The organism is Pseudomonas sp. P4_B3 (genome assembly GCF_056402295.1).
The window spans coordinates 1-23,307 of the sequence record NZ_JBFUHR010000014.1 but is presented as its reverse complement, the minus strand read 5'-3'; the positions used below and the strand labels follow the sequence as shown (position 1 = coordinate 23,307).

Genomic DNA, 23,307 nt, shown 5'->3' with positions numbered 1-23,307 from the left:
AGCCTGATCATTGACGAAAGGTAGGACTGACATGACTGACAAAAAAAATAATATCGACTCCCAGCTGATCACCGGTGAAGAAAGTCTGCGCGTTTTCGAAGGGCTCAATCGCGGCATGTCACGCCGCAATGCATTGCAGATGCTGGGGTTGGCCGGGGTGGCTGTCGCGGGTGCCAGTAGTCTGTTCGGCGCCGCTGGCAAGCTGTTTGCCGATGATGAGGCTGCAAGCCCTGGCAAAGGCAAGCCCGGCGGTCGTATCCGCGTCTCAGGCTCGTCCAGTTCCACCGCCGACACCCTGGATCCGGCCAAAGGTTCAGGGTCCACCGACTACGTGCGCCATTACATGTTCTACAACGGTCTGACGCGTTTCGACAGCCATATGGTGCCGCAACTGGAGTTGGCCGAGCGTATCGAAACCACTGACGCCACGCTCTGGGTGATCAGCCTGCGCAAGGAAGTGACCTTCCACAACGGCAAGGCGCTGACCGCCGCCGACGTGGTGTTTTCGCTGTTGCGGCACAAGGATCCACTCACCGGTTCCAAGGTCCTGCCGCTGGCGTCGCAGTTCGCCGAGGTCAAGGCCGTCGGTACCCACGAAGTGCAGATACAATTGAGCGGCCCGAATGCTGAATTGCCGTCGGTTCTTGCCGTCTCTCACATGTTGATCGTTCCCGAGGGTACGAGCGATTTCAGCCAGGGCATCGGTACCGGTCCGTTCAAGGCCAAGGAGTTCCAGCCCGGGGTGCGTTCGATTGCTGTGCGCAATACCAATTACTGGAAACCCGGCTTGCCCTATCTGGACGAGATCGAATTTATCTCCATTGCCGATGAGTCGTCACGGATCAACGCCCTGTTGTCGGGCGACGTGCACATCGTCAACGAGGTTAACCCGCGCTCAACGGTTCGCATCAAGGCCAGCCCCAAGCATCGGGTCGTGGACTCGCCGTCGGGTAACTACACTGACCTGATCATCCGTCAAGACCAGATGCCGGGCCAAAGCCCGGAGTTCACCCAGGCCATGAAATACTTGATGGACCGCGAGCAAATCAAGTCGGCGATATTCCGTGGCTACGCCCGGGTTGGCAACGATCACCCGATCGCACCGGGTGCGCGCTTCTTTAACGCCGACCTGCCACAACGTGCCTACGATCCGGAAAAAGCCAAGTTCCTGCTCAAAAAGGCCGGCATGGAAAGCATCACGATGCCGCTGATGTGCTCGCCGGCCGCGACCGGTTCGGTGGACATCGCCGTGCTGTTGCAGCAGTCAGCCAAAGAGGCTGGACTCAAGCTCGACGTCAACCGTCTGCCGAGCGATGGCTACTGGTCCAATCACTGGGCGAAGCACCCGCTGAGCTTCGGCAACATCAACCCGCGCCCCAATGCCGACATGCTTTTCTCGCAGTTCTTCCAGTCGACAGCACCCTGGAATGAATCCGGCTGGAAAAACGAACAGTTCGACCAGCTGTTGGTACAAGCCCGAGGTGAAACCGACGAGGCCAAGCGCGGCAAGATGTACGCAGATATGCAAACCCTGGTGCATGAGCACAGCGGTATCGGCGTGCCAGTGTTCATCAGCAACATCGATGCCGCCGATCAGCGAATCAAGGGCTACGGCACCAACCCTCTAGGCGGTTTCATGGGGTACATGTTTGCCGAGCAGGTCTGGCTGGACGCTTGATGAAAGTCGGGTTTTTGCTGCAGCTACATTGCATGAGGATAGGGTGATGAATAGCAACACACTGTGGTTGATCGGCCGGCGCTTGGGCACGGCGATCGTGACCTTGTTGATTGTGTCCATGGTGGTGTTCGCCATCACGGCGGTGCTGCCGGGAGACGCGGCACAACAGTCTCTGGGGCAATTCGCCACGCCCGAGCAGGTGGCAGCCTTGCGCCTGAAAATGGGGCTGGATCAGCCCGGTGTGTTGCGTTACCTGCACTGGTTGATGAGCCTGCTTGGCGGTGACATGGGGCAGTCGGTATCCAACGCCATGCCGGTCCGCGACTTGATGGCCGGGCGTCTGCCCAACACCCTGATGCTGGCGGCCGCCACGGCGCTGGTATCAGTGCCGGTGGCGTTGATTCTGGGCATCGGTTCGGCCATGGGCCGGGGCGGGCGCATCGACAGTGTCCTCAGCTTTTTTACCTTGACCATGGTGGCGGTGCCAGAGTTTCTGGTTGCGACCCTGGCGGTGCTGATTTTCGCGGTGAACCTGGGTTGGTTGTCGGCGTTGTCCTACGCCAGTGACATCACGTCACCCTGGCAATTCATGCGCACTTACGCCTTACCGGTGATGACGCTGTGCTGCGTGATTGTCGCGCAAATGGCACGCATGACCCGGGCGGCGGTGATCGATCAGCTCGACAGCCCTTACGTGGAAATGGCCCGGCTCAAAGGTGTGAGCAAGATCCGGATCGTTCTACGCCATGCCTTGCCCAACGCCATCGGGCCCATCGCCAATGCCATCGCCTTGAGCCTGTCTTACCTGTTGGGCGGGGTGGTGATCGTTGAAACGATCTTCAACTACCCCGGCATCGCCAGCCTGATGGTCGATGCCGTGACCAACCGCGACATGGCCCTGGTTCAAGCCTGCACCATGTTGTTTTGTACGGCGTATTTGACGTTGGTGCTGATTGCCGACCTGTGCGCGATTCTTTCCAATCCGAGGCTGAGAAATCAATGAACAATCTCATTGTGAAATCGCCGGCTACTACCAAATTGGCGCTGGGCAAGGTTTCCCACGGATCGTCCTGGCTCGGCCTGATCGGCGCTGCGATGTGTGTGATCTGGTTGCTGGTGGCCATCTTCGGCCCATGGCTGGCACCGCATCCGGTGGGGGAAGTGGTCTCCGACAATGTCTTCGACAACCTGAGCGCTGCTTACCCGTTCGGCACCGATTACCTGGGCCGCGACATGCTCAGCCGGATCCTCGTCGGCGCACGATTCACCGTCGGCCTGGCCTTGGTGGCGGCGGTGTTGGCCAGCGGTCTGGGGACCAGCTTCGCGTTGCTGTCGGTGGTGTCGCCGAAGTGGCTGGATGAGTTGATCAGTCGCTTGATGGACGCCTTCATTTCGATCCCCAGCAAGATGCTGGCGTTGATCATGGTCTCGGCCTTCGGCTCCTCGGTCACCTTGCTGATCTGCACGGCGGTATTGAGCTTCACCCCGGGTGCATTCCGCATCGCCCGCAGCATGGCGGTAAACATCGAAGCGCTGGAATATGTGCAAGTGGCCCGTACTCGCGGCGAGCGTCGGCTGTACATCGCCTGCGTGGAAATCCTGCCGAACATGCTCAACCCGGTGCTGACGGACCTGGGCTTGCGCTTTGGCTTCATCGTGCTGCTGCTCAGTGGCATGAGTTTCCTGGGGCTGGGTGTGCAACCGCCGGATGCCGATCTCGGGTCGCTGGTGCGCGAAAACATCGGCGGTCTCAACCAGGGGGCGCCGGCCATCGTGATTCCGGCGTTGGCCATCGGCACCCTGACCATCGGTGTGAATCTGTTTATCGACCGACTGTCGTCGCGACGTAGTCGACGTTCGGGAGGTCATTGAAATGAGTGAGTTAATTAAGGTTCAGGACCTGCGAGTGGTCGCCTGTGGCGAGCTTGGTGAGGTGGAAATCGTCAAGGGCGTAAGCTTCTCCCTGCAGAAAGGCGAAGTGCTGGCGCTGATCGGTGAGTCCGGCTCCGGCAAGACCACTATCGCCCTGGCGTTACTCGGTTATGCCCGACGCGGTTGTCGGTTGGCGGGCGGGGTGGTGCAGATCGGCGAACACGACATGCTGGCGTTGAGCGAAGGCGAGCTGCAAGGCTTGCGCGGCAACCGTGTGTCGTACATCGCCCAGAGCGCCGCCGCGGCGTTCAATCCGGCGAAAAGGCTCATCGACCAAGTGGTGGAGGGTGCGTTGATTCATGGTCTGGGCAGCAGGGCTGTGCTTGAGGCCAAGGCCATCGAGTTGTTCCGCGACCTGGCCCTGCCAGACCCCGATCACATTGGCCAGCGTTACCCTCATCAGGTTTCCGGCGGGCAACTGCAACGGGTGATGGCGGCCATGGCGCTGATCAGCGATCCATTGCTGGTGGTACTCGACGAACCGACGACGGCACTTGATGTGACCACCCAGATTGATGTACTGCGGGCGTTCAAACGGGTGGTCCGTGAACGTGGCGCGACGGCAGTCTACGTGTCCCACGACCTGGCGGTAGTGGCGCAGATGGCCGATCAGATCGTGGTGCTCAATGGCGGCGAGATCTTCGAACAGAGCGCCACGGCACCCTTGCTCAAAGGCCCGACCCACGAATACACCCGCAGCTTGTTGGCGGCAGCACGGCCGGACACCACTATCCGTCCACCCTGCGGTGTTGCTGAAGACACTCCTTTGCTGACCATCCAGGGTCTGACCGCCGGTTACGGCAACAAGAACGCGCATGGCATGCCATCGATCCTCGTATTGGAGGATATTGATCTGACCGTGCGTAGGGGCCAGGCGATTGGCGTCATTGGTGAGTCAGGTTCTGGCAAGTCGACTTTGGCACGGGTGGTGGCCGGGTTGTTGGAGCCGGCGCTCGGGGGACTGACCTTCGATGGCCAGCCCTTGGGTGGCAGCCTGTCGTCGCGCACCGATGAGCAGTTCCGACGCATTCAAATGGTCTTTCAGAATGCCGACACCGCACTCAACCCGATGCACAGCGTCAGCACTATTCTGAGCCGCCCGCTGAAAATGTATTTCGGGCTTAAGGGTGCAGCATTGCGCGAGCGTATCGGTGAGTTGCTGGATCTCGTTCGTTTACCACGCACGATGGCTGAACGTCGTCCGAACGAACTGTCCGGCGGGCAAAAACAACGGGTCAATCTGGCCCGGGCCCTGGCCGCCAAGCCGGATCTGATTCTCTGCGACGAGGTGACCTCGGCACTGGATACCGTGGTCGGTGCAGCGATTCTCGAACTGTTGCGCGACCTGCGTCAGCAACTGGGCGTGTCCTATCTGTTCATCAGCCATGACATCTCCACCGTGCGAGCGCTGTGCGACGACATCGTGGTGATGTACAGCGGCCACAAGATCCAGGCCGGCAGTCGCCAGTCGTACGCCCAGGCACCGTTCCACCCCTACACCGACTTGTTGATCCATTCGGTGCCGGAGTTGCGTCAGGGCTGGCTGGAAAGCTGTGGAACAACGACCTGCGGCACGCTGCCGCCCATTGGTGCAAAAGCCAATGTGCCGGGACTGTGCACGTTCCTCAATCGCTGCCCGGTGCGGGTCGACGGCCTGTGCAATTGTGTACCGCCGGACCGTCGGATGATCGTTGGCGGCAGTGAAGTCCTTTGCCATCACGACAGTGCCGAGCTGCTGAAAACTCAGCAGGATTCCAACAGCATGACCGTGGGAGCCTATGCATGAACGGGCGTTTCGTAAGGCTGGCCGAACAGGGCCGGCCCATCATCAAACTTCAGGTAGACGGCAAACCTATCGAGGCGCTGCAGGGCGATACGCTGATGGTCGCGTTGCTGACTCAGGGTTCGGCCTTGCGCCAATCGGAGTTCGATTCTGGCCGCCGCGCCGGTTTCTGCTTGATGGGCGCGTGTCAGGACTGCTGGGTCTGGACCCGCAGCGGCGAACGTCTACGCGCCTGTTCCAATGAGGTCCGTGAAGGGCTGGATATTGTCACCACACAACCGGAGGCGATATGGCCACTGCGCGGCTGAACCCTCATCGAGTCGTAATCGTCGGCGCCGGGCCGGCCGGTACACGTTGCGCCGAAACCCTGGTCGCCGCTGGATTCAAGCCCATCCTGATCGATGAAAATCGACGGGATGGCGGGCAGATCTACCGGCGCCAACCCGAAAGGTTTACCCGGGATTACGCCACGCTGTATGGCACCGAAGCCGCCAAGGCCAACGACCTGCACCAGAGCTTCGACCGTTTGCGCGGGCAGATTGATTATCGTCCGGACACACTGGTGTGGAACCTGACGCCGGGGCAACTGTGCTGTGTCAGCCAGGGCAAGCACTCGACGGTGGATTACGACGCGCTGATCCTCTGCACCGGCGCCACCGACCGTTTGATGCCGATTGAAGGCTGGCAGTTAGCGGGCACGTATAGCCTGGGCGGTGCGCAGATCGCCCTGAAATCTCAGGCTGTGTCCATCGGCCACAGCGTGGTGTTCATGGGCAGCGGGCCGTTGCTGTATCTGGTTGCCAGTCAGTATGTGAAGGCGGGAGCCAAGGTCGCGGCAGTGCTCGACACTTCGCCGTTGAGCAAACGGATCCTTGCCATGCCGAAACTGCTGGCGCGCCCGGGGTTGCTGTTCACCGGGATGAAACTGTTGGCGCAGCTTTACCGGGCGAAGATCCCGGTGCACCTGGGCATTTCACCGCTTCAAGTGCTAGGCGATGCGGCCAGCGGTGTCAGTGGCGTACGCGTGCGCACGGCGCGCGGTGATACCTTGACGGTGGATTGCGATGCCGTGGCCCTCGGTTATCACCTGCGTCCGGAAACTCAATTGGCCGACCTGGCCGGTTGCCGTATGCGCTTCGATGAAGCGTCGAGCCAATGGTGGCTGGCCACGGATGAAGACGGCCGGACCTCGGTCAGCGGCGTGTATGCCGCCGGTGACGGCTCGAAGATTCGCGGTGCCGATGCGGCCGAACACGCCGGGAGGCTGGTGGCCATGGCGCTGCTGGAGGATCAGCAGCAACCGATGAACGTCGGGTTGCGCGACGAACAACGGCACGCGCTGGCGGTGATGGATGAATTTCGCCTCGGCCTGGCGCAGGCGTTTCCCTGGCCCTCCGCCCAGGCCAAAGCGCTGCCGGACGAGGCGATCGTCTGCCGCTGCGAAATGATCACGGCCGGCGAGTTGCGTCGGACCGTCAGTGAGAAGGGGGCCTGTGAAGTCAATCGGGCCAAGGCCTTCAGCCGGGTCGGCATGGGCCGCTGCCAGGGCCGTTATTGCTCCCAGGCCGGGGCAGAGGTGATTGCCGCCGCCGCGGGCGTCAGCGTGCAACAGGTTGGCCGACAACGGGGTCAAGCGCCGGTCAAACCCCTTTCGATACTCACCGAGGAGGTGTCGCCATGACGGTACAGAAAGCCGATGTCGTGATTGTTGGCGGCGGCCTGATGGGCTCAGCGGCGGCGTTTTTCCTGCGCCTGCGCGGGCAGTCGGTGATCTTGCTGGAGCGCGACCAGATCGGTCAGTACGCCAGCGGTGTGAATTTCGGCAACGTGCGACGTCAAGGGCGATACCTCGGGCAGCTGGAACTGGCCAATCGTTCCTGGGCGTTATGGAAGCGTCTGCCAGAACTGATTGACGATGACCTGGAATTCATCGCCAGTGGGCATATGCGGGTGTGTTACCGCGAAGACGAGATCGCCGAGCTGCAAGCCTACGCAGACGCCCCTGAGGCAGAGCAGCTGGACCTGAAGATCTTTAGTGGCGACGAATTACATAAGCGCTTTCCGTTTCTCGGCCCGGATGTGAAAGGCGGCTCCTATGCCCCCCACGATGGGCACGCCAACCCGCGTCTGGCGGCCCCGGCGTTTGCCCGCGCGGCACGACGCCTCGGTGCGCAGATCGAAGAGCGCACGGAAGTGGCCGAGGTGCAAAAGGTCGGCGGCGAGTTCAGTATCAGCACCACCGACGGTCGTCAGTTCAGCGCCGCCCAGCTGTTGATCACCGCTGGCGCCTGGGGCCAAAAACTCTCGGCGCAATTCGGCGAACCGGTGCCGCTGGAAACCCATGGTCCGCAAATGGCCGTGACCGAGCCAGTGCCTTACGCCTTGCCGACAGTCATCGGTGTCTATACCAAGATTCCCGAGGAAGTGATTTATTTCCGCCAAATACCCCGTGGAAATATCATCATCGGTGGCGGCTATCGCAGCGAGCCGGACATGCTCAACCGCCGGGCCTATGTCGAGCCGCGCAGCATTCTCAATCAATTCGATCAGATGCGTCGCCTGCTGCCGGGTGTCGGCAACCTGAACATCATTCGGGTCTGGAGTGGTATCGAAGGTTACCTGCCTGATTCACTGCCCGTAATGGGGCCGAGCGGCACCGTTGATGGTTTGTTCTATGCGTTCGGTTTCAGCGGTCATGGCTTCCAGCTCGGCCCGGGCGTGGGCGACGTGATGGCGGAACTGATCAGCACCGGCAGCACCAGCACTTCGATTTTGCCGTTCTCCATCAACCGGTTCGCTTCTTCAGTCGAGCAACGGAGCAAGGCCTCATGAAGCCTCGTGTACTGGAGATTCTTAAACACCTGATGGCCTTTGAAACCGTTTCTGCGGAATCGAACATGGCCTTGATTGAGTACGTGCGCGATCTGCTGCTGAGCAAGGGCATCGAGTCGCTGATCGTCAAGGACACCAGCGGCAAAAAGGCCAACCTGTTCGCCAGTACTGGTCCGCGGGAGGTGCCGGGGATTCTGCTGTCCGGCCATACCGACGTGGTGCCGGCAGCGGGGCAGGCCTGGACCTTTCCAGCGTTTCAGGCGACCGTGCAGGACGGTCGGATCTATGGCCGTGGCAGTTGCGATATGAAGGGCTTTGTCGCGTTGGCTATCGACGCCATGCTCGATGCCGCCGATCATCCGTTGAGTCGGCCATTGCAACTGGCGCTGTCCCACGACGAAGAAATCGGCTGCGTGGGTGTTCGACGCTTACTGGATGTATTGCATCTGGCGCCGGTGCGGCCGTTTCTGTGCGTGATCGGTGAGCCGACCAACATGCAGTTCGTGCTCGGGCACAAGGGCAAGGGTTCTTACCGCACTTACTGTCGCGGTCTGGAAGCGCATTCCTCGCTGGCGCCGCGTTCGGTCAATGCGATTCATGTGGCCTGCGATTTCATCGCGGCACTGCGTCAGAGCCAGCAGCAACTGCAAGAGCAGGGCGCCCAGGATGCCGACTATGACGTGCCCTACAGCACCGTGCATGTCGGGCAGATTGTCGGCGGCAAGGCGCTGAATATCGTGCCGAACCTGTGCACCCTGGATTTCGAAGTGCGTAACTTGCCAGCGGACGACCTGGATCAGTTCCTGGAACAGATGCGCGAGCGTGCCGAACTGATCGTTCGCGAAGCCAAAAAGCTGTCCAGCGTGGCGGATATCGAGATCGAAACCCTGAACGTCTATCCGGGCCTCGATACCCACCCGAGCGTTGAAGCGGTGCGTTTTCTGAAAAACTTTGCCGCGCCGGACACCGGCACTGCCAAAGTTTCGTTCGGCACCGAGGGCGGGTTGTTCAAACAACGCCTGGATGTGCCGGTTGTGGTCTGTGGCCCGGGCTCGATAGAACAGGCGCACAAGCCTGACGAGTTCATCGAGATCAGCCAGATGGAAGCCGGCGAGCACTTTCTGCAAGGGTTGTTGGGCTCGATGCGGCTCTAGTGTCCCGCTTGCTGACACCGAACATTGATCGGTGTACATATCCGTTTTTGCGGTCATGGCCGCTGGCGGTTTCGCTTTTACAGCGAGTCACTTTCGAAAAGCGCGAAAGTAACCAAAGCGCTTCTGCCCCTTTCGTTCGGTGCCTCGCCTAGGCTCGGCATGCCCTCGCTCCGGTCCTGCTCCGTGGGCCCGCCGCGATCGGCCATCCATGGCCGTGCGCGGCTAACCCGGCATCCATGCCGGGTTGCCCACTGCGCAGAACCTCCACTCGGCCTCACGAGGGGGCGGTGCGTCAAGATCAAAAGCTGCAGGCGAGCTAACGCTCGGCCTGTTGCGTGGTGAAAAGCAGAGCGGATATGTCTGAATTTTTGTGGGAGCTGGCTTGCCTGCGATGGCGACCTGTCAGCCGGCCCATCTTCCCCGAATGTACCCAGTCCAAGTGTGGGAGCGAGCCTGCTCGCGAAGCTGTTGATCTTGCCGTTGCTGTTGCTGTTGCTGTTGCTGTTGCTGTTGCTGTTGCTGTTGCTGTTGCTGTTGCTGTTGCTGTTGCTGTTGCTGTTGCTGTTGCCGTTGCCATTGCCGTGGCTTTGGCTTTTGATCTTGATCTTGATCTGCCGCCCCTTTCCCAGAGGCCGAACGCAGGCGTTGCGTAGGGGGCACCGCGGCAAGGATGCCGCGGTAGCCGCCCCCGGCCATGGATGGCCGATGGCGGCGGGCCCCCGGAGCAATGCCGGAGTGAGGGCATGCCGAGCCTAGGCGAGGCACCGAATGGCGGGGCAGAAGCGCTTTGGTTACTTTCGCGCTTTTCGAAAGTGACTCGCTGTAAAAGCGAAACCTCCAGCGGCCGTTACCGCAGAAACGGATATGTACTCCCAGCACCAAGCCCCAAGCACCAAGCCCCAAGCCCCGACAGTGAATCGCTGTAGCCCACGGAATGTGTAGATACCTATGCCCTCTCAAAAAAAACGCTAGCCGCTCGTAACTCTTGCGAAATTCCCAGGCGAATGCCGCCGAGCCTTGGCCTGCGAACTGAAATGACATCGTCAAGCACTGCATCGTCTGACCGCGACAGTATCCATCACCCCACCAACAGTAGAGCCTGCCGTCGAATGCCGATTTTCAGCATTCGACGCTGCCGGGGCGGCGCTTTCAGCATCCTCGTCTGTGGCGACACAATAGACTGGAGGCTGTCTCGGAACAGGACTCGACCATGCTCAACAATCGCCTGAAAGACCCCAGCCTGCTGGTAGAACTCGCTTACATCGACGGTCAGTGGATCAGCGCCGACAACGCCGCCACCCTGGACGTTATCGACCCGGCCAGCGGCCAGTTGCTCGCCCGCGTACCCGCGATGCAAGGCAGCGAAACCCGACGCGCCATCGACGCTGCCGAACGCGCCTGGCCGGCCTGGCGCGCCCGCCCGGCGGCAGAACGAGCGGCGCTGCTGGAACGCTGGTATCAGGCGATGATCGACAACCTGGACGATCTCGCGTTGATCATGACCTGCGAGCAAGGCAAGCCGCTGAATGAAGCCAAGGGCGAGGTCCGCTATGGCGCCAGTTTCGTCAAATGGTTCGCCGAAGAAGCCCGTCGGGTTTACGGCGAAACCATCCCGGCACCCAGCGGCGACCGCCGCTTGCTCACGCTTAAACAGCCGGTTGGCGTCTGCGCCGCGATCACCCCGTGGAACTTCCCCAACGCGATGATCACCCGCAAATGCGCACCCGCTTTGGCGGCCGGCTGCCCGGTCATCGTCAAACCCTCGGATCTGACTCCGCTGTCCGCCCTGGCTCTGGCGGTGCTCGCCGAGCGCGTCGGCATTCCGGCCGGGGTGTTCAACGTAGTGACCGGTATGCCTGTCGGCATCGGCGAAGAACTGACCGGCAACCCGACGGTGCGCAAGATCTCCTTCACCGGTTCCACTGCTGTCGGTCGGCTGCTGATGCGCCAGAGCGCCGAACACATCAAGCGCTTGAGCCTGGAACTGGGCGGTAACGCGCCGTTCATTGTGTTCGATGACGCTGATCTGGAACAGGCAGTGGCCGGCATCATGCTCAGCAAGTTCCGCAACGCCGGCCAGACCTGCGTTTGCGCCAACCGGATTCTGGTGCAGGACGGGATCTACGAGCGCTTCGCCCAGCGCCTGGTGGAGGAGGTGGGCAAGCTCAAGGTCGGCAATGGCCTGGACTTTGAGGTGACCATCGGCCCACTGATCAATGCGGCGGCGGTGAGCAAGGTCGCTCGACATATCGACGATGCTTTGAGTCAGGGAGCCCTTCTGCTCTGTGGCGGCATCCCCGAAGGCGACAGCCAGTTCGTCCAGCCGACGGTGCTCGGTGAGGCCCATGCCGGGATGTTGCTGGCCAACGAAGAAACTTTCGGCCCAGTCGCACCGCTGATGCGCTTCACCAGTGAAGAAGAAGCGCTGGCCCTGGCCAATGCCACGCCTTATGGCTTGGGCGCCTATTTCTTCACCCAGGATTTACGCCGTTCATGGCGCTTCGGTGAGGCGCTGGAGTTTGGCATGATCGGTCTCAACACCGGGCTCATCTCCATGGAAGTCGCCCCATTCGGCGGTATCAAACAATCGGGTCTGGGCCGTGAGGGCAGCAAGTACGGGCTGGATGAATACCTTGAAGTCAAAGCCTTCCACATCGGTGGGCTGTGATCCGGTCAGCGTTTGAACAGGACATTGAGGAGCCACGATTGATGAGCAAACCATTCAGAATCGCCGCGATTGCCGGCGATGGTATCGGCAAGGAAGTCTTGCCTGAAGGGCTGCGGGTACTGGAGCAGGCCGCGAAGAAATGGCAGCTGGACTTGAGCATCGAAGTGCTCGATTGGGCCCACTGCGATTACTACCTGGAACACGGGCAGATGATGCCTGCCGACTGGTTCGAACAACTCAAGGGCTTCGATGCGATTTACTTTGGCGCCGTGGGCTGGCCGGACAAAGTGCCGGATCACATTTCCCTGTGGGGTTCGCTGCTGAAGTTTCGCCGTGACTTTGACCAATACGTGAATATCCGTCCGGTGCGGCTGTTTCCTGGTGTGCCGTGTCCGCTGGCCGGGCGCGAAGCCGGGGACATCGATTTCGTGGTGATCCGCGAGAACACTGAGGGCGAGTATTCGTCGGTCGGCGGCAAGATGTTCGAAGGCACCGAGCATGAGTTCGTGCTGCAGGAGTCGGTGTTCACTCGGCGCGGCGTGGACCGGATTCTCAAGTTCGCCTTCGACCTGGCCCAGACCCGGCCGCGCAAACGCCTGACCGCGGCCACCAAGTCCAACGGCATTTCCATCAGCATGCCGTACTGGGATGAACGCACGGCGTTAATGGCGCAGCAGTACCCGGACGTCACTTGGGACAAGCAACACATCGACATTCTCTGTGCGCGCTTCGTGCTGCAACCAGATCGTTTCGATGTGGTGGTGGCGTCGAATTTGTTCGGCGACATTCTGTCCGACCTGGGACCGGCCTGCGCCGGTACCATCGGCATCGCCCCCTCGGCCAACCTCGATCCGGAGCGGCGCTTTCCCTCGCTATTCGAACCGGTCCATGGCTCAGCGCCGGATATCTATGGACAGAACATCGCCAACCCGATTGCGATGATCTGGTCCGGTGCCTTGATGCTGGACTTCCTGGGCAATGGCGATGAGCGCTACCGGGCGGCCCATGACGGTATTCTGAAGGCCATCGAACAGGTCATCTCCGAGGGACCGATCACCCCTGATCTGGGTGGACAGGGCTCGACCCAGGATGTCGGAATGGCAATCGCTGCGGCGCTTTAACTCCAGATAACAACAGGTCGGCTGGAGAGCTCCACCCCTTCTTATGTCTCACCCTTTTAGCCCGTCTCACTGCGGGCTTTTTTTATCGCGTGCCAATACCCCTCTGACAGTCTCTTTTCAAGGTGCCCTGCTGAGCGCCTGCACAGTGGAACTGCTTCTAACGGCTCTTTCCTTCAGTGTTGCGAAGATCCAGAGAGGAGGGATCAAAGGAATGTGAAGGAAGGCGAGTATGCGGTTGTTATTGATGATGTTGGTGGGCTGCGCCATACACGCCAAGAGTTGGGCGAGCGCCCCCTTAGACCTGGTCATTCTCTGTGACGCCGGCTATCCACCATATAGCTATGCCGATGGGGATGAGGCCAAGGGGCTTTACACCGATATTCTGCGCAAAGCCTTTACCCGCATGCCGGAATATAACGTGCAAATTTGTCCCGTACCTTGGGCGCGCGGTCTGGCGGAAGTGGCCAGCCCACCGGCCTATTTACTTGCAACCACCTGCTTTAGCGCCTCTACAAAGCGGCACAGATCGCTCTTCTGCGTGTAGATGCCCGGCGACACCCGAAGTCCGCTGATGTGCCTGATCTGGCGGAATTTGACATGCACCTGGTGGGTTTTTCGAAGCTCCTGCTCAACCCATCGAGCATCACATTGATCGATAGAGAACAGGCTTACTGCGCCCAGCTCGACGGTATCAAGTGGCGTGTGGAGCCTGAAACCGGGAATGTCTTTGGCGAGGTCAACCCAGTAACGGGTCAGCTCCTGTAGGCGCGCGTGAATGACTCGCGTGCTGATTTGTGCATGGAAACGGATAGCCGGGGCAATGCCCGCCTGTATCGCCGAGTTATAGGTGCCGAGATTCCAGTGGTCGAATTTGTCGATCTGTAGCGGCGGCGGATCGAAAGGCCCCAGCAATGGCCAGGTGCTGTCGATTCGGTCACGCCTCACAATTAGCATGCCATTGCCGACCGGCGCCCCCAGCCATTTGTGGAGGCTGGTGATGAAGTAGTCGCAATCCAGGTCGCGGAAGCTGAGCGGTATCTGCGCAAACGTCTGGGCACCGTCCACCACTGTGATAATCGCCCGCGCTCGGGCTAGCGCACAGATGCGCTTGACCGGCAGGACTCGCCCGGTCCAATGCAGCATGTGGGTCAGCTGGATCACCCGGGTACGCGGGGTAATGGCCTGTGCATACGCTTGCACGATGACATTCTCATCGTCCATCAGGTCGAAGTCGACGGTCACCACTTCGATGCCTTCGCGCTGCTGACGCTGCAACCATCCGGCTATCACGCTCGGATAGTCCCACTGTGAGACCAGCACCTGGTCGCCGGCCGTCAATGGAATGCCGAAGATGGCTGTCGACAAGCCTTCGGATGAGTTGCGGTTCAGGGCGATCTCATCGGGATCGCAATCGGCCATGTCAGCCAGCTGTTGCTTGATCGTAGGGAGCTCGGCGTCGAGCTTGCTCCACATATTGACGTCCGGGTTGTGGCTGATCAGCCGATAGGCATCGATCATGGCCTGCTCTACCACCAGCGGTGGCGGACTCACGGCCGCGTTGTTCAGGTTCAATAGGGGGCGCTGCTCTGGATAGGCTGCGCACACGCGCTCCCAGAATGCTTCCTCAGCGACAGACTTGTCTGACATCAGCTGCACTTCCATTTTCGCTTCTCACCTCTGTTTGAATTGTTTACTTGGGCTTGGGCGCTCGCCACGCCGACGAGCTTCAATGGCACGATCAGTGATCTCTTCAGAGCTGTCTGGACCACCAATAGACGTTCGCTAAAGCCGATATAGATTAGGGGTTAGTATTTTTTTACCGAGTCTTCGAGTGTGCGCGCCTGAGCGTCGATGGGTGGGTCGCCGGGCTCCTCGGTGACTGGCTTATCGTCGCCCATGGATTTGCGGAACCCCCTGATCGTGTCGCCGAGATCCGACCCCAAGCCTTTCAGACGCCTGGTTCCGAACAGCATGATCACGATCAACAGGATGATCAGGAGTTTTCCGGTACTGAAGCCACCCAATCCCATTGTCTGTACTCCGCAAGTGATTGATCGGTTTGGTGGTGGGGCCGGAGGAGGAAAATCCGTCTGCCGGCGCTAACTCGGTTCGAGTTATTTGACGACGTAGAACTTGCGTACATAGGCGCTGCTATGCCAGGCGCATGGTGCGCCTCGGGGCACGAATACCGTATCGCCAGTGTTGACTGTCAGATCAATCCCGTCCGCCAGCCGGAGGGTGACGCTACCTTCGATCAGGTGCATCAGTTCATGCAGCAGGTGCGGCCTCGCCCCGCGGGTATAGGGTGTCGAATCCCAGACGCCGATGCGCAGGTTGGTCGCCTCTTCGACATACAAATTGTGCGAGCGACATTGCGGTGGCGGGCTTAGCAGAATTTCTGGCCCCGGTGCCGCCGAGGGAGAGAGCGGGGTTAGCGGGGGGAGCACGGTGAGCCCGGGATGGCGCTCTTCAACGAGCTGGGTATCCGCGCAGAATGCCCAGAGAGAGTCGGGTTGCGCCTCGATCTGGAGCGACGTACCGCGGGCGATCACGGCGCTGTCGCCGGGATTTAGTTGGAGCCTGTGATCCTGGCTCCGCAGGGTGACGCGTCCCGCGTGAACCACGATCGTTTCGCTATAGGGATAGTCATCGACGTTGAACTGTCCGCTCGCCTGGACCACGCCGGCAGCGATGTCATCCGGCCCGAGATAAGCAATGTGCCGGTCGAAAGGATCGGTGGCCCCCAACGAACCGGGGGTGAATTTTGTTGAAGCGAGACTGCCGTCGGCGTGTGCCAACAGCACTGCAGTGGGTTCGAGCATGAAGGTGTTTCTCCAGGAAAATGCATTGGATGTAACGCTGGTTTGTCAGCCGATGGCCTGAGTCACCAGCGCAAACTGGCGCACTGCGCCGATAGCCTGCGGTGGGGTGCCACGAACCATTTGCGCAACGGTGTCGACCTGCTTCAGCCCGGCTTCTTCCAGCCAAGGGGCCAGTCCGCTATCGGACGGTATATCCATGCGCACGAATGCGTCCGGAACTCGGGCCAACAACACCGCGATCAAGTGCTTGGCCTGCTCTGGACTTTCCGCGATGACCGGGCCGATGCAGCGACCACGGCCGAATGGGCGCAGCATGGCGAAGGCGCGTAGCTGACCCTCGCGCTCGATACCGACTGAGTGTTCGACAACATCGAATAGATCATTGAGCACGGCGTGTCTGTTCAGGCCGCTGCCGTCGTTGGCCAGTACGACTTGATCGTTTCTATCGGCTTCGGTCAGCGGGCGACAGCGCTCATCGGCTGGAAGATCATTTGGTACTGGAGACAGCGCATACCCCTGATGTTGTTGAATATGTCCAAAGTCAATGAATCCCTGACTGGCATAAAGTGGGGCACCGGCCAGCGTCGCATTGAGCATGGCGGTACGTGAACCGCAAGCCTCAAGTGCCAGTTCCATCAGCTTGCGACCTATACCCTGGCCCTGGTACTCATCACTGACGATCACCAGGCCGATAGTGGCGTAATCTCCCTGCGCACAGGTGAACGCGGTACCTATCAGGCGACCTCCATCTTCTACGACATAACCCTGCGCGATGCGCTGTAACATGGCCCATTCCTCCAGGCGGTGGGGCCATTTCAGCTGTACGGACAAGGCGTGGGCCAACGGCACATCGGCCGGGGTCATGGGGCGATAGCTATACGTAGGGCGTTGCGAGTTGGACATGACAGATCTCCGTATACAGGGAGCGTGACCGGTCGGATTTCTCCGTGGAAAGTATTTGTATCTCACCTGCTGCGAGGCCTGACAAGAGGCCTCCATTGATTCGGCAGATTCTTTAAGCGACAGCTTTGTAGGCCACATTTACTGCTCAAATGAGAAGCAGGATCGGCAGCAAATACTGGATCGACTTACAGGATGCAGAGCAAAGCAAAAGGCACTTCTGATGGGGAGATTGCTTAAAAAAAGGCGCCCGGATGGGCGCCTCAAGGCTAAGGGCGCGTGGAGCAGACCTTCAATAAAACCGGCCGGTCCACAGGTAAACCGGCCAGGACCAAACGTTACAGAATGCTCAGCGGATACTCGATGATCAGGCGGACCTCGTCGATATCGCTCTCGAACGAGGTCGCGCGGTGTGTAGCCTGGCGCAGGCGGAAGGACAGGTCCTTGGCGGCCCCTCCCTGGACCACGTATTTTGCTTCCAGGTCACGCTCCCACTCCTTCTGGTCGTCACCCACCTTGTTGGCATAGGCACCTTTCGGATCGGCTTTGGTGCCATCGATTTGATCACCTTTGACATAGCGGGCCATAAAGCTCAGCCCCGGTATGCCGAATGGAGCCATGTTCAGGTCATAACGAGCCTGGATGGAGCGCTCGTTGGGAGCGTTGAAGTCGGAATACTGAATCGAGTTGGCCAACCAGATCGAGTCCACACCGATGTAGTCGAAATACTCGTCGCCATCGATCTTCTGATAAGCCAGGGTGAGCTTGTGGGCACCGAAGGAATAGGCTGCCTTCGCCGACCAGCTCGTGGTGTCCAGTTTGCCGGCACGCGCTTCGCCTTGGTCCTGGGTCTTATAGGCTATCAAGCCAAAATTCAGCGACTGCTGGTCAGCCAGAGGAATCGTATAGGAGGCACTGCCGAAGTGCTGACGCCAGACATTCTCGGCCTCACTGGTGTACGCCTTCAGGCTAAGGTTTTCGTTGATTTTATAGGTGCCGCCGATGAAGTCGACGCTGTCAGCTTCGGTCCCTCCGTATGTAGTGAGCAGCTTGTCATTGGAGTTGGTCGAATTGCGATTGTTGAATGCGGTGAAGTGGCCACCCTCGAAGGATAAGGCATCGAATTCGTTGCTCGACAGTTGGAAGCCGGTAGCTGTTTCCGGCAGCAAGCGGTTGTCACCGGGGGCGAATACCGGTGCGGTCGGGCGTTGTTCGCCGTACTTCAGCACGGTGGAGGAAATGCGCATCTTCACTGCACCGCCGATCTCGCCATAGCTATCTGGCACGTCGGCTTCGGCGGTGCGATTGTTGCTGATGGGCAGCAGGCCGTTGCCGACCCGGCCACGGCCAGTGTCCAGCTTGACCCCACCGTACGCGTAGGCATCGGTGCCGAAACCGATGGTGCCCTGGGTGAAACCGGAGGCGAAGTTGAGCATGGCCCCTTGTGCCCACTCCTCGCGATAGCCATTGCGCTCGCTGGCCGGCTTGGAGCCGTTAGTACCTTGGCTATTGCTGCCGCCATTACGGAAGTCGCGATTCATATAGAAATTACGATTGAGCAACCCGAGGCTGCTGTCTTCAATGAAGCCATTGGCTTCCTGTTGCTGACCCGCTATTGCCAGTTGCGTGGTGGCGGCAATGACAGCCAAGGAGAGAGAGCTTAGTTTTGCGATGTTCATCGCTTACCCCATTTGATCTTATTAGTGTTGGTTATCTGCGCGGCAGGCGATGCTCTTGCGGCAGCTCAGGTAAACCACTGCGAAGTAAACCCGGGAGAGTCCTGTCGATCAGCGCCTTGCAGTGGACTTGACCTGCAGCCGGGCTCCGCACAGCGGTGGCTGTATCGCAGTTACGGCGAGGCCTGACAATGGGCTGCAGTCAATTCGGTAGATTGCAAAAGTTATGGCTTAACGGGCCGCAATTACTACTCAATCGGGGGAGGAGATCAGCAGCAAATGTCGGCTGATTTTTTGGGGAGGGTATGCGCAAAAAACAGCAAAGTGGGATGAACAACAGGTTTGTTTTGTATAGCGCCAGATTTGCCTCAGAGAAGTAAAAAATCTGGCGCCGGTCGGTTGTTACCGGTGGGTTGGCAGTCGTTGGTCAGTAACTTCGCTCGCGGTCAACCTGACCAAGCATTGACTCACCGCGTTGATGCCGGCGGATATTCTCCAGCAACACGCTAAACGCACTTTCTGGTTGGGTCATCGCAGCGATATGCGGTGTCAGCAATATCTGCGGATGGTGCCAGAAGGGATGGTCCGGCGCCGCCGGCTCCTGTTCCAGTACGTCGAGCACCGCCGCGCTGAGCTGGCCGCTGGCCAAAGCCTCAAGCAGATCCTCTTCTATCAGGTGCCCACCCCGGCCCATGTTGACCAAGGCAGCACCTTTGGGAAGGTGCTGGAACAACTGTCGGTTGAGAATCCCTTTAGTCTCCTCAGTCAATGGCAAGACACAAACCACGATGTCGCAACGGCCGAGGAAGGTGGGAAGTTGCTCGGCACCGGCAAAGCAGTCCACCCCGGCAATGCGATGCTCACTGCGTGCCCAGCCTGATAAGGCGAATCCAAAGGTCTGCAAGGTGGCTAGAATCTGTTGCGCCTGCGTGCCGAGCCCCATGACACCTACCCGACGTTTGGCTGCAGGTTGCAGCAGGTGAGCCTGCCAGCACCGAGCCATTTGTTGCTGGCGATAACGGAGCATATCCCGGTGCAGGCTGAGCACCGCAAAACTGGCGTACTCGCACATGCCCCGAGTGATGCTCGGGTCGAGTAAACGTACCACCGGCAGGGTCGTTGGCAGGCGGTCAAGGTCAAGCTGGTCGACCCCGGCCGACAAGGCGAACAGTACCTGCAGGTTTGGCAACAATGTTTCGAGATCGTCCGGCGCCTGCCAGGCTGCCAGGTAGCGAATATCCTTCGGATCGCCGATGTCCGGCCAGGCACGCCATTCGATATCCGGAGCGTGCTCAGCGAATAGGCGCTGCCATTGTTCGCCGCGCACCGGGTCAGCTTTATAGAGCAGGGCCATGGGTAACTTCTCGCTTTAGATTGGGAGTATCCAGCATGCCCGAGTGGCAGAGCAGGATATGTCGAAAGAATCTGCGTAAACGCATAACGTTGCGTTGTATGGGGTGCGCGTCGGCAGATTCCATGGGAGCTGGCTACAGCTGAAGGATTCTGCTGTTTACCGGGGTGAAAACAGTCGATCCGAATTTCTCAGAGGCCAAGTTCGGCTTAGACAATTGCGTCGAAAGCTTAACCTTTGGAACACATCGCAGCCGTTTCCCGGTTGCCAGGTTCACTATGGGAGATGCCATGAACAGTAAAGTCGAAGAAACCCCGAGTTTGCTCCGTCAGCGCGATCAATTCGTGCCACGGGGTTTGGTCACGGCACACCCCCTGGTCATCGACCGGGCCCAGGGTTCTGAAGTGTGGGACGTGGACGGGACGCGCTACCTGGACTTCGTCGGCGGCATTGGCGTTTTGAACATCGGTCACAATCACCCGAAGGTGGTCGCGGCAGTGCAGACCCAATTGCAAAAGATCAGCCATGCTTGCTTCCAGGTGGTGGCCTACAAACCCTATATCGACCTGGTACAGCGCTTGTGCGAGTTGGTGGGGGGCCAAGAAGCCTACAAGGCGGCGCTGTTTACGTCTGGTGCAGAGGCTGTGGAGAACGCGGTGAAGATCGCCCGCGCACATACCAATCGCCCAGCCGTTATCTCCTTTCGTGGCGGTTTCCATGGGCGTACTTTACTGGGTACGACCCTGACTGGCATGAGCCAACCCTACAAGCAAAATTTCGGGCCCTTCGCTCCAGAAGTCTTCCATACCCCATACCCTAACGCCTATCGCGGTTTCAGCAGCGAGATGGCTTTGCAAGCTCTTAACGAATTGCTGGCGACCCAAGTCGCTCCGGATCGAGTAGCTGCGATCATCATCGAGCCAGTGCAGGGCGATGGAGGCTTCCTTAGCGCGCCGCCGGAGTTTCTCCAGGCGCTGCGGGCTCTGACCGAACAACATGGCATCGTGCTCATTCTGGATGAAATTCAGACCGGTTTCGGCCGTACCGGCAAATGGTTCGGTTTTCAGCACGCCGGGATTCAGCCGGATCTGGTCACTGTCGCCAAGAGCCTCGCCGGTGGTTTGCCCATATCGGGCGTGGTGGGGCGTGCGCACATCATGGACGCGCCATTACCCGGTGGTCTCGGCGGTACCTACGGCGGTAACGCCCTGGCTTGCGCAGCGGCGTTGGCGGTGATCGAAACTTACGAACAGGATCAGTTGCTCGAGCGTGGTGAGGTATTGGGCGAGCGGCTGCGTCAGGGCCTGCTGCGCTTGCAGGCACGTTACCCTCGTATTGGTGACGTGCGCGGCACCGGCTTCATGCTGGCAATCGAATTGATCAAAGACGATGAGGCCCGCAGCCCCGATGCAGAGCTCACCCAGCAACTGATCGATCAGGCCAGGGTTGGTGGGCTGTTGGTGATCAAATGCGGGGTGTACCGAAATGTGCTGCGCTTCCTTGCTCCTCTGGTAACCGAAGAAAGTCAGATCGACGAAGCGCTGACAATTCTTGAAGCGGCATTGTTGCGAGTGTTGGATTAATCTCAGGTCTCGGTTGGCGCAATGTAGCAATGCGCCGACCGAGGGCATTTAGCGCACATGGATTGATGAATGCATCATGGGAGGCTACACACCATGTACCTGACTGATTATCGTGCACTGTTGATCGATTGCGACGAAGTCCTGGTCGATCGGGATTCCGGTATCTGGACGGCCCTGCAACCTTTGCTCGAAAACCATCCGGGCATGCCAGGCAGGGAAGAGGTATTGGCTGAGTTTGACGAGGCGGTGCGCACGCTCTATCCACGTTTTTCCGAGCTGGGCTTCAGTGGCTTGTTGTGCTTTGCCCATCGTCAGTTGGCCGAGCGTTTTGGGCTCAAGGCCAGTTGGGAAGAGGGCATGAGTTTCGCCCGTTCGGCGTGCAACTGGTCGTTGTTCGAGGACGCGCCCGGTGCCATGTTGTATCTGCGCAAATTCTATCGGCTGCTGGTGTACTGCGATCGAGATGCCGAGGATCGCGAACAGCTCTGCGAGCGTTTGGGGATTGTGCCCGAAGACCTGCATTCCCGAGCCAGTAATCCATTGGAGGACAGCGAGTGGTTGCTGGCCAACAACCTGGAGCCCAAAAATATTCTGCAGATTTCCAGACCTCCTGCGCAGACGCCAAAATTGGCTGGTTTGTGCCTGATCCGCCGTGGTCACGAGAATTATACTCAGGAATATTCCGCAGATTTTCACATCACAAGCATGGCCGACCTGGTCGCTCAGCATCAGCTATCTTTGCGACGTTGAGTTTGCTAAAACCACTGTCTATCTGAACGGCAATCAAGAGGTACCCGATGGAAGGTTTAATTAAACTAGACCGAATTGATATCAGTATCCTGGTTGAGCTTCAAAAAGACGGTCGAATGACCAACGTCAGTCTGGCCGATGCGGTGGGTCTGTCATCCAGTCCATGCTTGCAGCGGGTAAAGCGACTTGAATCGGCCGGCTATATTTCCGGGTATAGAGCTCATCTAAACCTTGCCAAGATCACCGACTCGGTCACGGTATTTACTGAAATCACGCTCAGCGACCATAAACGGGAGGACTTCGCCAAGTTCGAGTCCAATATTCGTTTGGTCGATGAGGTACTGGAGTGCCATTTAGTCAGTGGTGGTTACGATTACCTGGTGCGCTTCATGACCTGCAGTATTCAGCATTATCAGGAAGTGATCGAAGGGCTGCTGGACAAGAATATCGGTATTTCAAAGTACTTCAGTTACATCGTCATTAAATCCCCAGTACTTAAAGATGGGGTCCCGCTACGTAGGCTATTGCGTCACTGATGCCACCCAGAGCAATGGGATCAGACGAAGTTAGAAACAGTACGAAGTCCAAACCCATGTTGCTCAGCCACTTCCGGATATGACTTGTCGTTAAAAGAGCACAACACCATCACGGGCTGGCTTGAGACGTCGGCTGTAGCGCTTGCGAGCCGAGCACGATTAATCAGTGAAAAACAATTAACAAAAACAACTACTCACCGAGGTAAGAAAGATGAGTGCGGCTTCCCTGTATCCCGTTCGTCCCGAGGTTCTGGCTAACACGCTGACCGACGAGGCGACCTACAAGGCCATGTACCAGCAGTCGGTCGTCAACCCGGACGGCTTCTGGCGCGAGCAAGCCAAGCGCCTCGACTGGATCAAGCCTTTCACCACGGTGAAGCAGACTTCCTTCGACGATCACCATGTCGACATCAAGTGGTTCGCCGACGGCACCCTGAACGTGTCCTACAACTGCCTCGACCGGCATCTGGCCGAGCGCGGCGATCAGGTCGCGATCATCTGGGAAGGCGATGACCCTGCCG

General features: G+C 59.1%; 21 protein-coding genes. 15 read left to right on the top strand and 6 right to left on the bottom strand.

Going from position 1 to position 23,307, the window contains the following annotated elements:
* The first annotated feature begins 31 nt into the window (after window positions 1–31).
* The 11 genes from AC1DWG_RS17240 (at window position 32) to AC1DWG_RS17190 (ending at window position 13,168) form a co-directional block, all read left to right on the top strand.
* The gene (locus tag AC1DWG_RS17240; protein WP_477765498.1) at window positions 32–1,678 is read left to right on the top strand and encodes an ABC transporter substrate-binding protein; all 1,647 of its coding nucleotides are present in this window, start codon (window positions 32–34) and stop codon (window positions 1,676–1,678) included.
* A gap of 46 nt (window positions 1,679–1,724) precedes the next feature.
* Complete coding sequence (locus tag AC1DWG_RS17235; RefSeq protein ID WP_477755196.1) at window positions 1,725–2,681, top strand: ABC transporter permease; 957 nt, start codon at window positions 1,725–1,727, stop codon at window positions 2,679–2,681.
* On the top strand, window positions 2,678–3,550 hold the full coding sequence (locus tag AC1DWG_RS17230; protein WP_477765500.1) for an ABC transporter permease: 873 nt from the start codon (window positions 2,678–2,680) through the stop codon (window positions 3,548–3,550). The genes AC1DWG_RS17235 and AC1DWG_RS17230 overlap by 4 nt, the downstream gene beginning before the upstream one ends.
* A gap of 1 nt (window position 3,551) precedes the next feature.
* Window positions 3,552–5,396, top strand: coding sequence for an ABC transporter ATP-binding protein (locus AC1DWG_RS17225; RefSeq protein WP_477760490.1), 1,845 nt, complete (start codon window positions 3,552–3,554; stop codon window positions 5,394–5,396).
* The gene (locus AC1DWG_RS17220) at window positions 5,393–5,701 is read left to right on the top strand and encodes a (2Fe-2S)-binding protein (RefSeq protein WP_052964739.1); all 309 of its coding nucleotides are present in this window, start codon (window positions 5,393–5,395) and stop codon (window positions 5,699–5,701) included. The genes AC1DWG_RS17225 and AC1DWG_RS17220 overlap by 4 nt, the downstream gene beginning before the upstream one ends.
* A complete protein-coding gene (locus tag AC1DWG_RS17215) occupies window positions 5,683–7,074 on the top strand; it encodes an FAD/NAD(P)-dependent oxidoreductase (RefSeq protein WP_477765502.1) in 1,392 nt (463 codons plus the stop codon). Before AC1DWG_RS17220 ends, AC1DWG_RS17215 begins: the two co-directional genes overlap by 19 nt.
* Window positions 7,071–8,225 carry an NAD(P)/FAD-dependent oxidoreductase gene (locus AC1DWG_RS17210; RefSeq protein WP_477765503.1) on the top strand — a complete coding sequence of 385 codons (1,155 nt, stop codon included), beginning with the start codon at window positions 7,071–7,073 and terminating at the stop codon, window positions 8,223–8,225. Before AC1DWG_RS17215 ends, AC1DWG_RS17210 begins: the two co-directional genes overlap by 4 nt.
* On the top strand, window positions 8,222–9,379 hold the full coding sequence (gene argE, locus AC1DWG_RS17205; protein ID WP_477765504.1) for an acetylornithine deacetylase: 1,158 nt from the start codon (window positions 8,222–8,224) through the stop codon (window positions 9,377–9,379). Before AC1DWG_RS17210 ends, argE begins: the two co-directional genes overlap by 4 nt.
* Before the next feature lie 356 nt (window positions 9,380–9,735).
* Complete coding sequence (locus tag AC1DWG_RS17200) at window positions 9,736–10,032, top strand: hypothetical protein (RefSeq protein WP_477788070.1); 297 nt, start codon at window positions 9,736–9,738, stop codon at window positions 10,030–10,032.
* 557 nt (window positions 10,033–10,589) lie between these two features.
* Window positions 10,590–12,047: an NAD-dependent succinate-semialdehyde dehydrogenase gene (locus AC1DWG_RS17195; RefSeq protein ID WP_477788069.1), complete on the top strand. Its 1,458-nt coding sequence runs from the start codon at window positions 10,590–10,592 to the stop codon at window positions 12,045–12,047.
* A 41-nt stretch (window positions 12,048–12,088) separates the two neighbouring features.
* Window positions 12,089–13,168, top strand: coding sequence for a tartrate dehydrogenase (locus AC1DWG_RS17190; protein ID WP_477756522.1), 1,080 nt, complete (start codon window positions 12,089–12,091; stop codon window positions 13,166–13,168).
* Window positions 13,169–13,645: 477 nt separating this feature from the next.
* Here the strand turns inward: AC1DWG_RS17190 and AC1DWG_RS17185 are convergent, their stop codons facing one another.
* The 6 genes from AC1DWG_RS17185 to AC1DWG_RS17160 all read right to left on the bottom strand — a co-directional run bounded on the left by AC1DWG_RS17185 (window position 13,646) and on the right by AC1DWG_RS17160 (window position 19,920).
* Window positions 13,646–14,830 (bottom strand): aminotransferase class V-fold PLP-dependent enzyme, encoded by a 1,185-nt coding sequence (locus AC1DWG_RS17185; RefSeq protein WP_477788068.1) that lies wholly within the window; start codon window positions 14,828–14,830, stop codon window positions 13,646–13,648.
* Window positions 14,831–14,973: 143 nt separating this feature from the next.
* On the bottom strand, window positions 14,974–15,198 hold the full coding sequence (gene tatA, locus AC1DWG_RS17180) for a twin-arginine translocase TatA/TatE family subunit (protein ID WP_477765508.1): 225 nt from the start codon (window positions 15,196–15,198) through the stop codon (window positions 14,974–14,976).
* Window positions 15,199–15,282: 84 nt separating this feature from the next.
* Window positions 15,283–15,990, bottom strand: coding sequence for a cupin domain-containing protein (locus tag AC1DWG_RS17175; protein ID WP_477765509.1), 708 nt, complete (start codon window positions 15,988–15,990; stop codon window positions 15,283–15,285).
* A 45-nt stretch (window positions 15,991–16,035) separates the two neighbouring features.
* A complete protein-coding gene (locus tag AC1DWG_RS17170; RefSeq protein WP_477765510.1) occupies window positions 16,036–16,893 on the bottom strand; it encodes a GNAT family N-acetyltransferase in 858 nt (285 codons plus the stop codon).
* A 335-nt stretch (window positions 16,894–17,228) separates the two neighbouring features.
* A complete protein-coding gene (locus tag AC1DWG_RS17165) occupies window positions 17,229–18,569 on the bottom strand; it encodes an OprD family porin (protein ID WP_477752796.1) in 1,341 nt (446 codons plus the stop codon).
* Between the two features lie 424 nt (window positions 18,570–18,993).
* Complete coding sequence (locus AC1DWG_RS17160) at window positions 18,994–19,920, bottom strand: 2-hydroxyacid dehydrogenase (RefSeq protein ID WP_477788067.1); 927 nt, start codon at window positions 19,918–19,920, stop codon at window positions 18,994–18,996.
* 287 nt (window positions 19,921–20,207) lie between these two features.
* Here AC1DWG_RS17160 and gabT point away from each other — a divergent pair, with 287 nt between their 5' ends.
* The 4 genes from gabT to AC1DWG_RS17140 form a co-directional block, all read left to right on the top strand.
* Window positions 20,208–21,500, top strand: coding sequence for a 4-aminobutyrate--2-oxoglutarate transaminase (gene gabT, locus AC1DWG_RS17155; protein ID WP_477752794.1), 1,293 nt, complete (start codon window positions 20,208–20,210; stop codon window positions 21,498–21,500).
* A gap of 93 nt (window positions 21,501–21,593) precedes the next feature.
* On the top strand, window positions 21,594–22,250 hold the full coding sequence (locus AC1DWG_RS17150; RefSeq protein ID WP_477765512.1) for an HAD family hydrolase: 657 nt from the start codon (window positions 21,594–21,596) through the stop codon (window positions 22,248–22,250).
* Window positions 22,251–22,297: 47 nt separating this feature from the next.
* On the top strand, window positions 22,298–22,786 hold the full coding sequence (locus tag AC1DWG_RS17145; protein WP_008017091.1) for an Lrp/AsnC family transcriptional regulator: 489 nt from the start codon (window positions 22,298–22,300) through the stop codon (window positions 22,784–22,786).
* Between the two features lie 211 nt (window positions 22,787–22,997).
* On the top strand, window positions 22,998–23,307 hold a 310-nt coding region (locus AC1DWG_RS17140), incomplete at its 3' end, for an acetyl-coenzyme A synthetase N-terminal domain-containing protein (protein ID WP_477788066.1).

What these genes read in the sequence shown, in the direction of transcription:
- AC1DWG_RS17240 (WP_477765498.1), top strand. Translation starts at nt 32, where the DNA reads ATGACTGACAAAAAAAATAATATCGACTCCCAGCTGATCACCGGTGAA.
- AC1DWG_RS17235 (WP_477755196.1), top strand. Translation starts at nt 1,725, where the DNA reads ATGAATAGCAACACACTGTGGTTGATCGGCCGGCGCTTGGGCACGGCG.
- AC1DWG_RS17230 (WP_477765500.1), top strand. Translation starts at nt 2,678, where the DNA reads ATGAACAATCTCATTGTGAAATCGCCGGCTACTACCAAATTGGCGCTG.
- AC1DWG_RS17225 (WP_477760490.1), top strand. Translation starts at nt 3,552, where the DNA reads ATGAGTGAGTTAATTAAGGTTCAGGACCTGCGAGTGGTCGCCTGTGGC.
- AC1DWG_RS17220 (WP_052964739.1), top strand. Translation starts at nt 5,393, where the DNA reads ATGAACGGGCGTTTCGTAAGGCTGGCCGAACAGGGCCGGCCCATCATC.
- AC1DWG_RS17215 (WP_477765502.1), top strand. Translation starts at nt 5,683, where the DNA reads ATGGCCACTGCGCGGCTGAACCCTCATCGAGTCGTAATCGTCGGCGCC.
- AC1DWG_RS17210 (WP_477765503.1), top strand. Translation starts at nt 7,071, where the DNA reads ATGACGGTACAGAAAGCCGATGTCGTGATTGTTGGCGGCGGCCTGATG.
- argE (WP_477765504.1), top strand. Translation starts at nt 8,222, where the DNA reads ATGAAGCCTCGTGTACTGGAGATTCTTAAACACCTGATGGCCTTTGAA.
- AC1DWG_RS17200 (WP_477788070.1), top strand. Translation starts at nt 9,736, where the DNA reads ATGTCTGAATTTTTGTGGGAGCTGGCTTGCCTGCGATGGCGACCTGTC.
- AC1DWG_RS17195 (WP_477788069.1), top strand. Translation starts at nt 10,590, where the DNA reads ATGCTCAACAATCGCCTGAAAGACCCCAGCCTGCTGGTAGAACTCGCT.
- AC1DWG_RS17190 (WP_477756522.1), top strand. Translation starts at nt 12,089, where the DNA reads ATGAGCAAACCATTCAGAATCGCCGCGATTGCCGGCGATGGTATCGGC.
- AC1DWG_RS17185 (WP_477788068.1), bottom strand. Translation starts at nt 14,830, where the DNA reads ATGGAAGTGCAGCTGATGTCAGACAAGTCTGTCGCTGAGGAAGCATTC.
- tatA (WP_477765508.1), bottom strand. Translation starts at nt 15,198, where the DNA reads ATGGGATTGGGTGGCTTCAGTACCGGAAAACTCCTGATCATCCTGTTG.
- AC1DWG_RS17175 (WP_477765509.1), bottom strand. Translation starts at nt 15,990, where the DNA reads ATGCTCGAACCCACTGCAGTGCTGTTGGCACACGCCGACGGCAGTCTC.
- AC1DWG_RS17170 (WP_477765510.1), bottom strand. Translation starts at nt 16,893, where the DNA reads ATGTCCAACTCGCAACGCCCTACGTATAGCTATCGCCCCATGACCCCG.
- AC1DWG_RS17165 (WP_477752796.1), bottom strand. Translation starts at nt 18,569, where the DNA reads ATGAACATCGCAAAACTAAGCTCTCTCTCCTTGGCTGTCATTGCCGCC.
- AC1DWG_RS17160 (WP_477788067.1), bottom strand. Translation starts at nt 19,920, where the DNA reads ATGGCCCTGCTCTATAAAGCTGACCCGGTGCGCGGCGAACAATGGCAG.
- gabT (WP_477752794.1), top strand. Translation starts at nt 20,208, where the DNA reads ATGAACAGTAAAGTCGAAGAAACCCCGAGTTTGCTCCGTCAGCGCGAT.
- AC1DWG_RS17150 (WP_477765512.1), top strand. Translation starts at nt 21,594, where the DNA reads ATGTACCTGACTGATTATCGTGCACTGTTGATCGATTGCGACGAAGTC.
- AC1DWG_RS17145 (WP_008017091.1), top strand. Translation starts at nt 22,298, where the DNA reads ATGGAAGGTTTAATTAAACTAGACCGAATTGATATCAGTATCCTGGTT.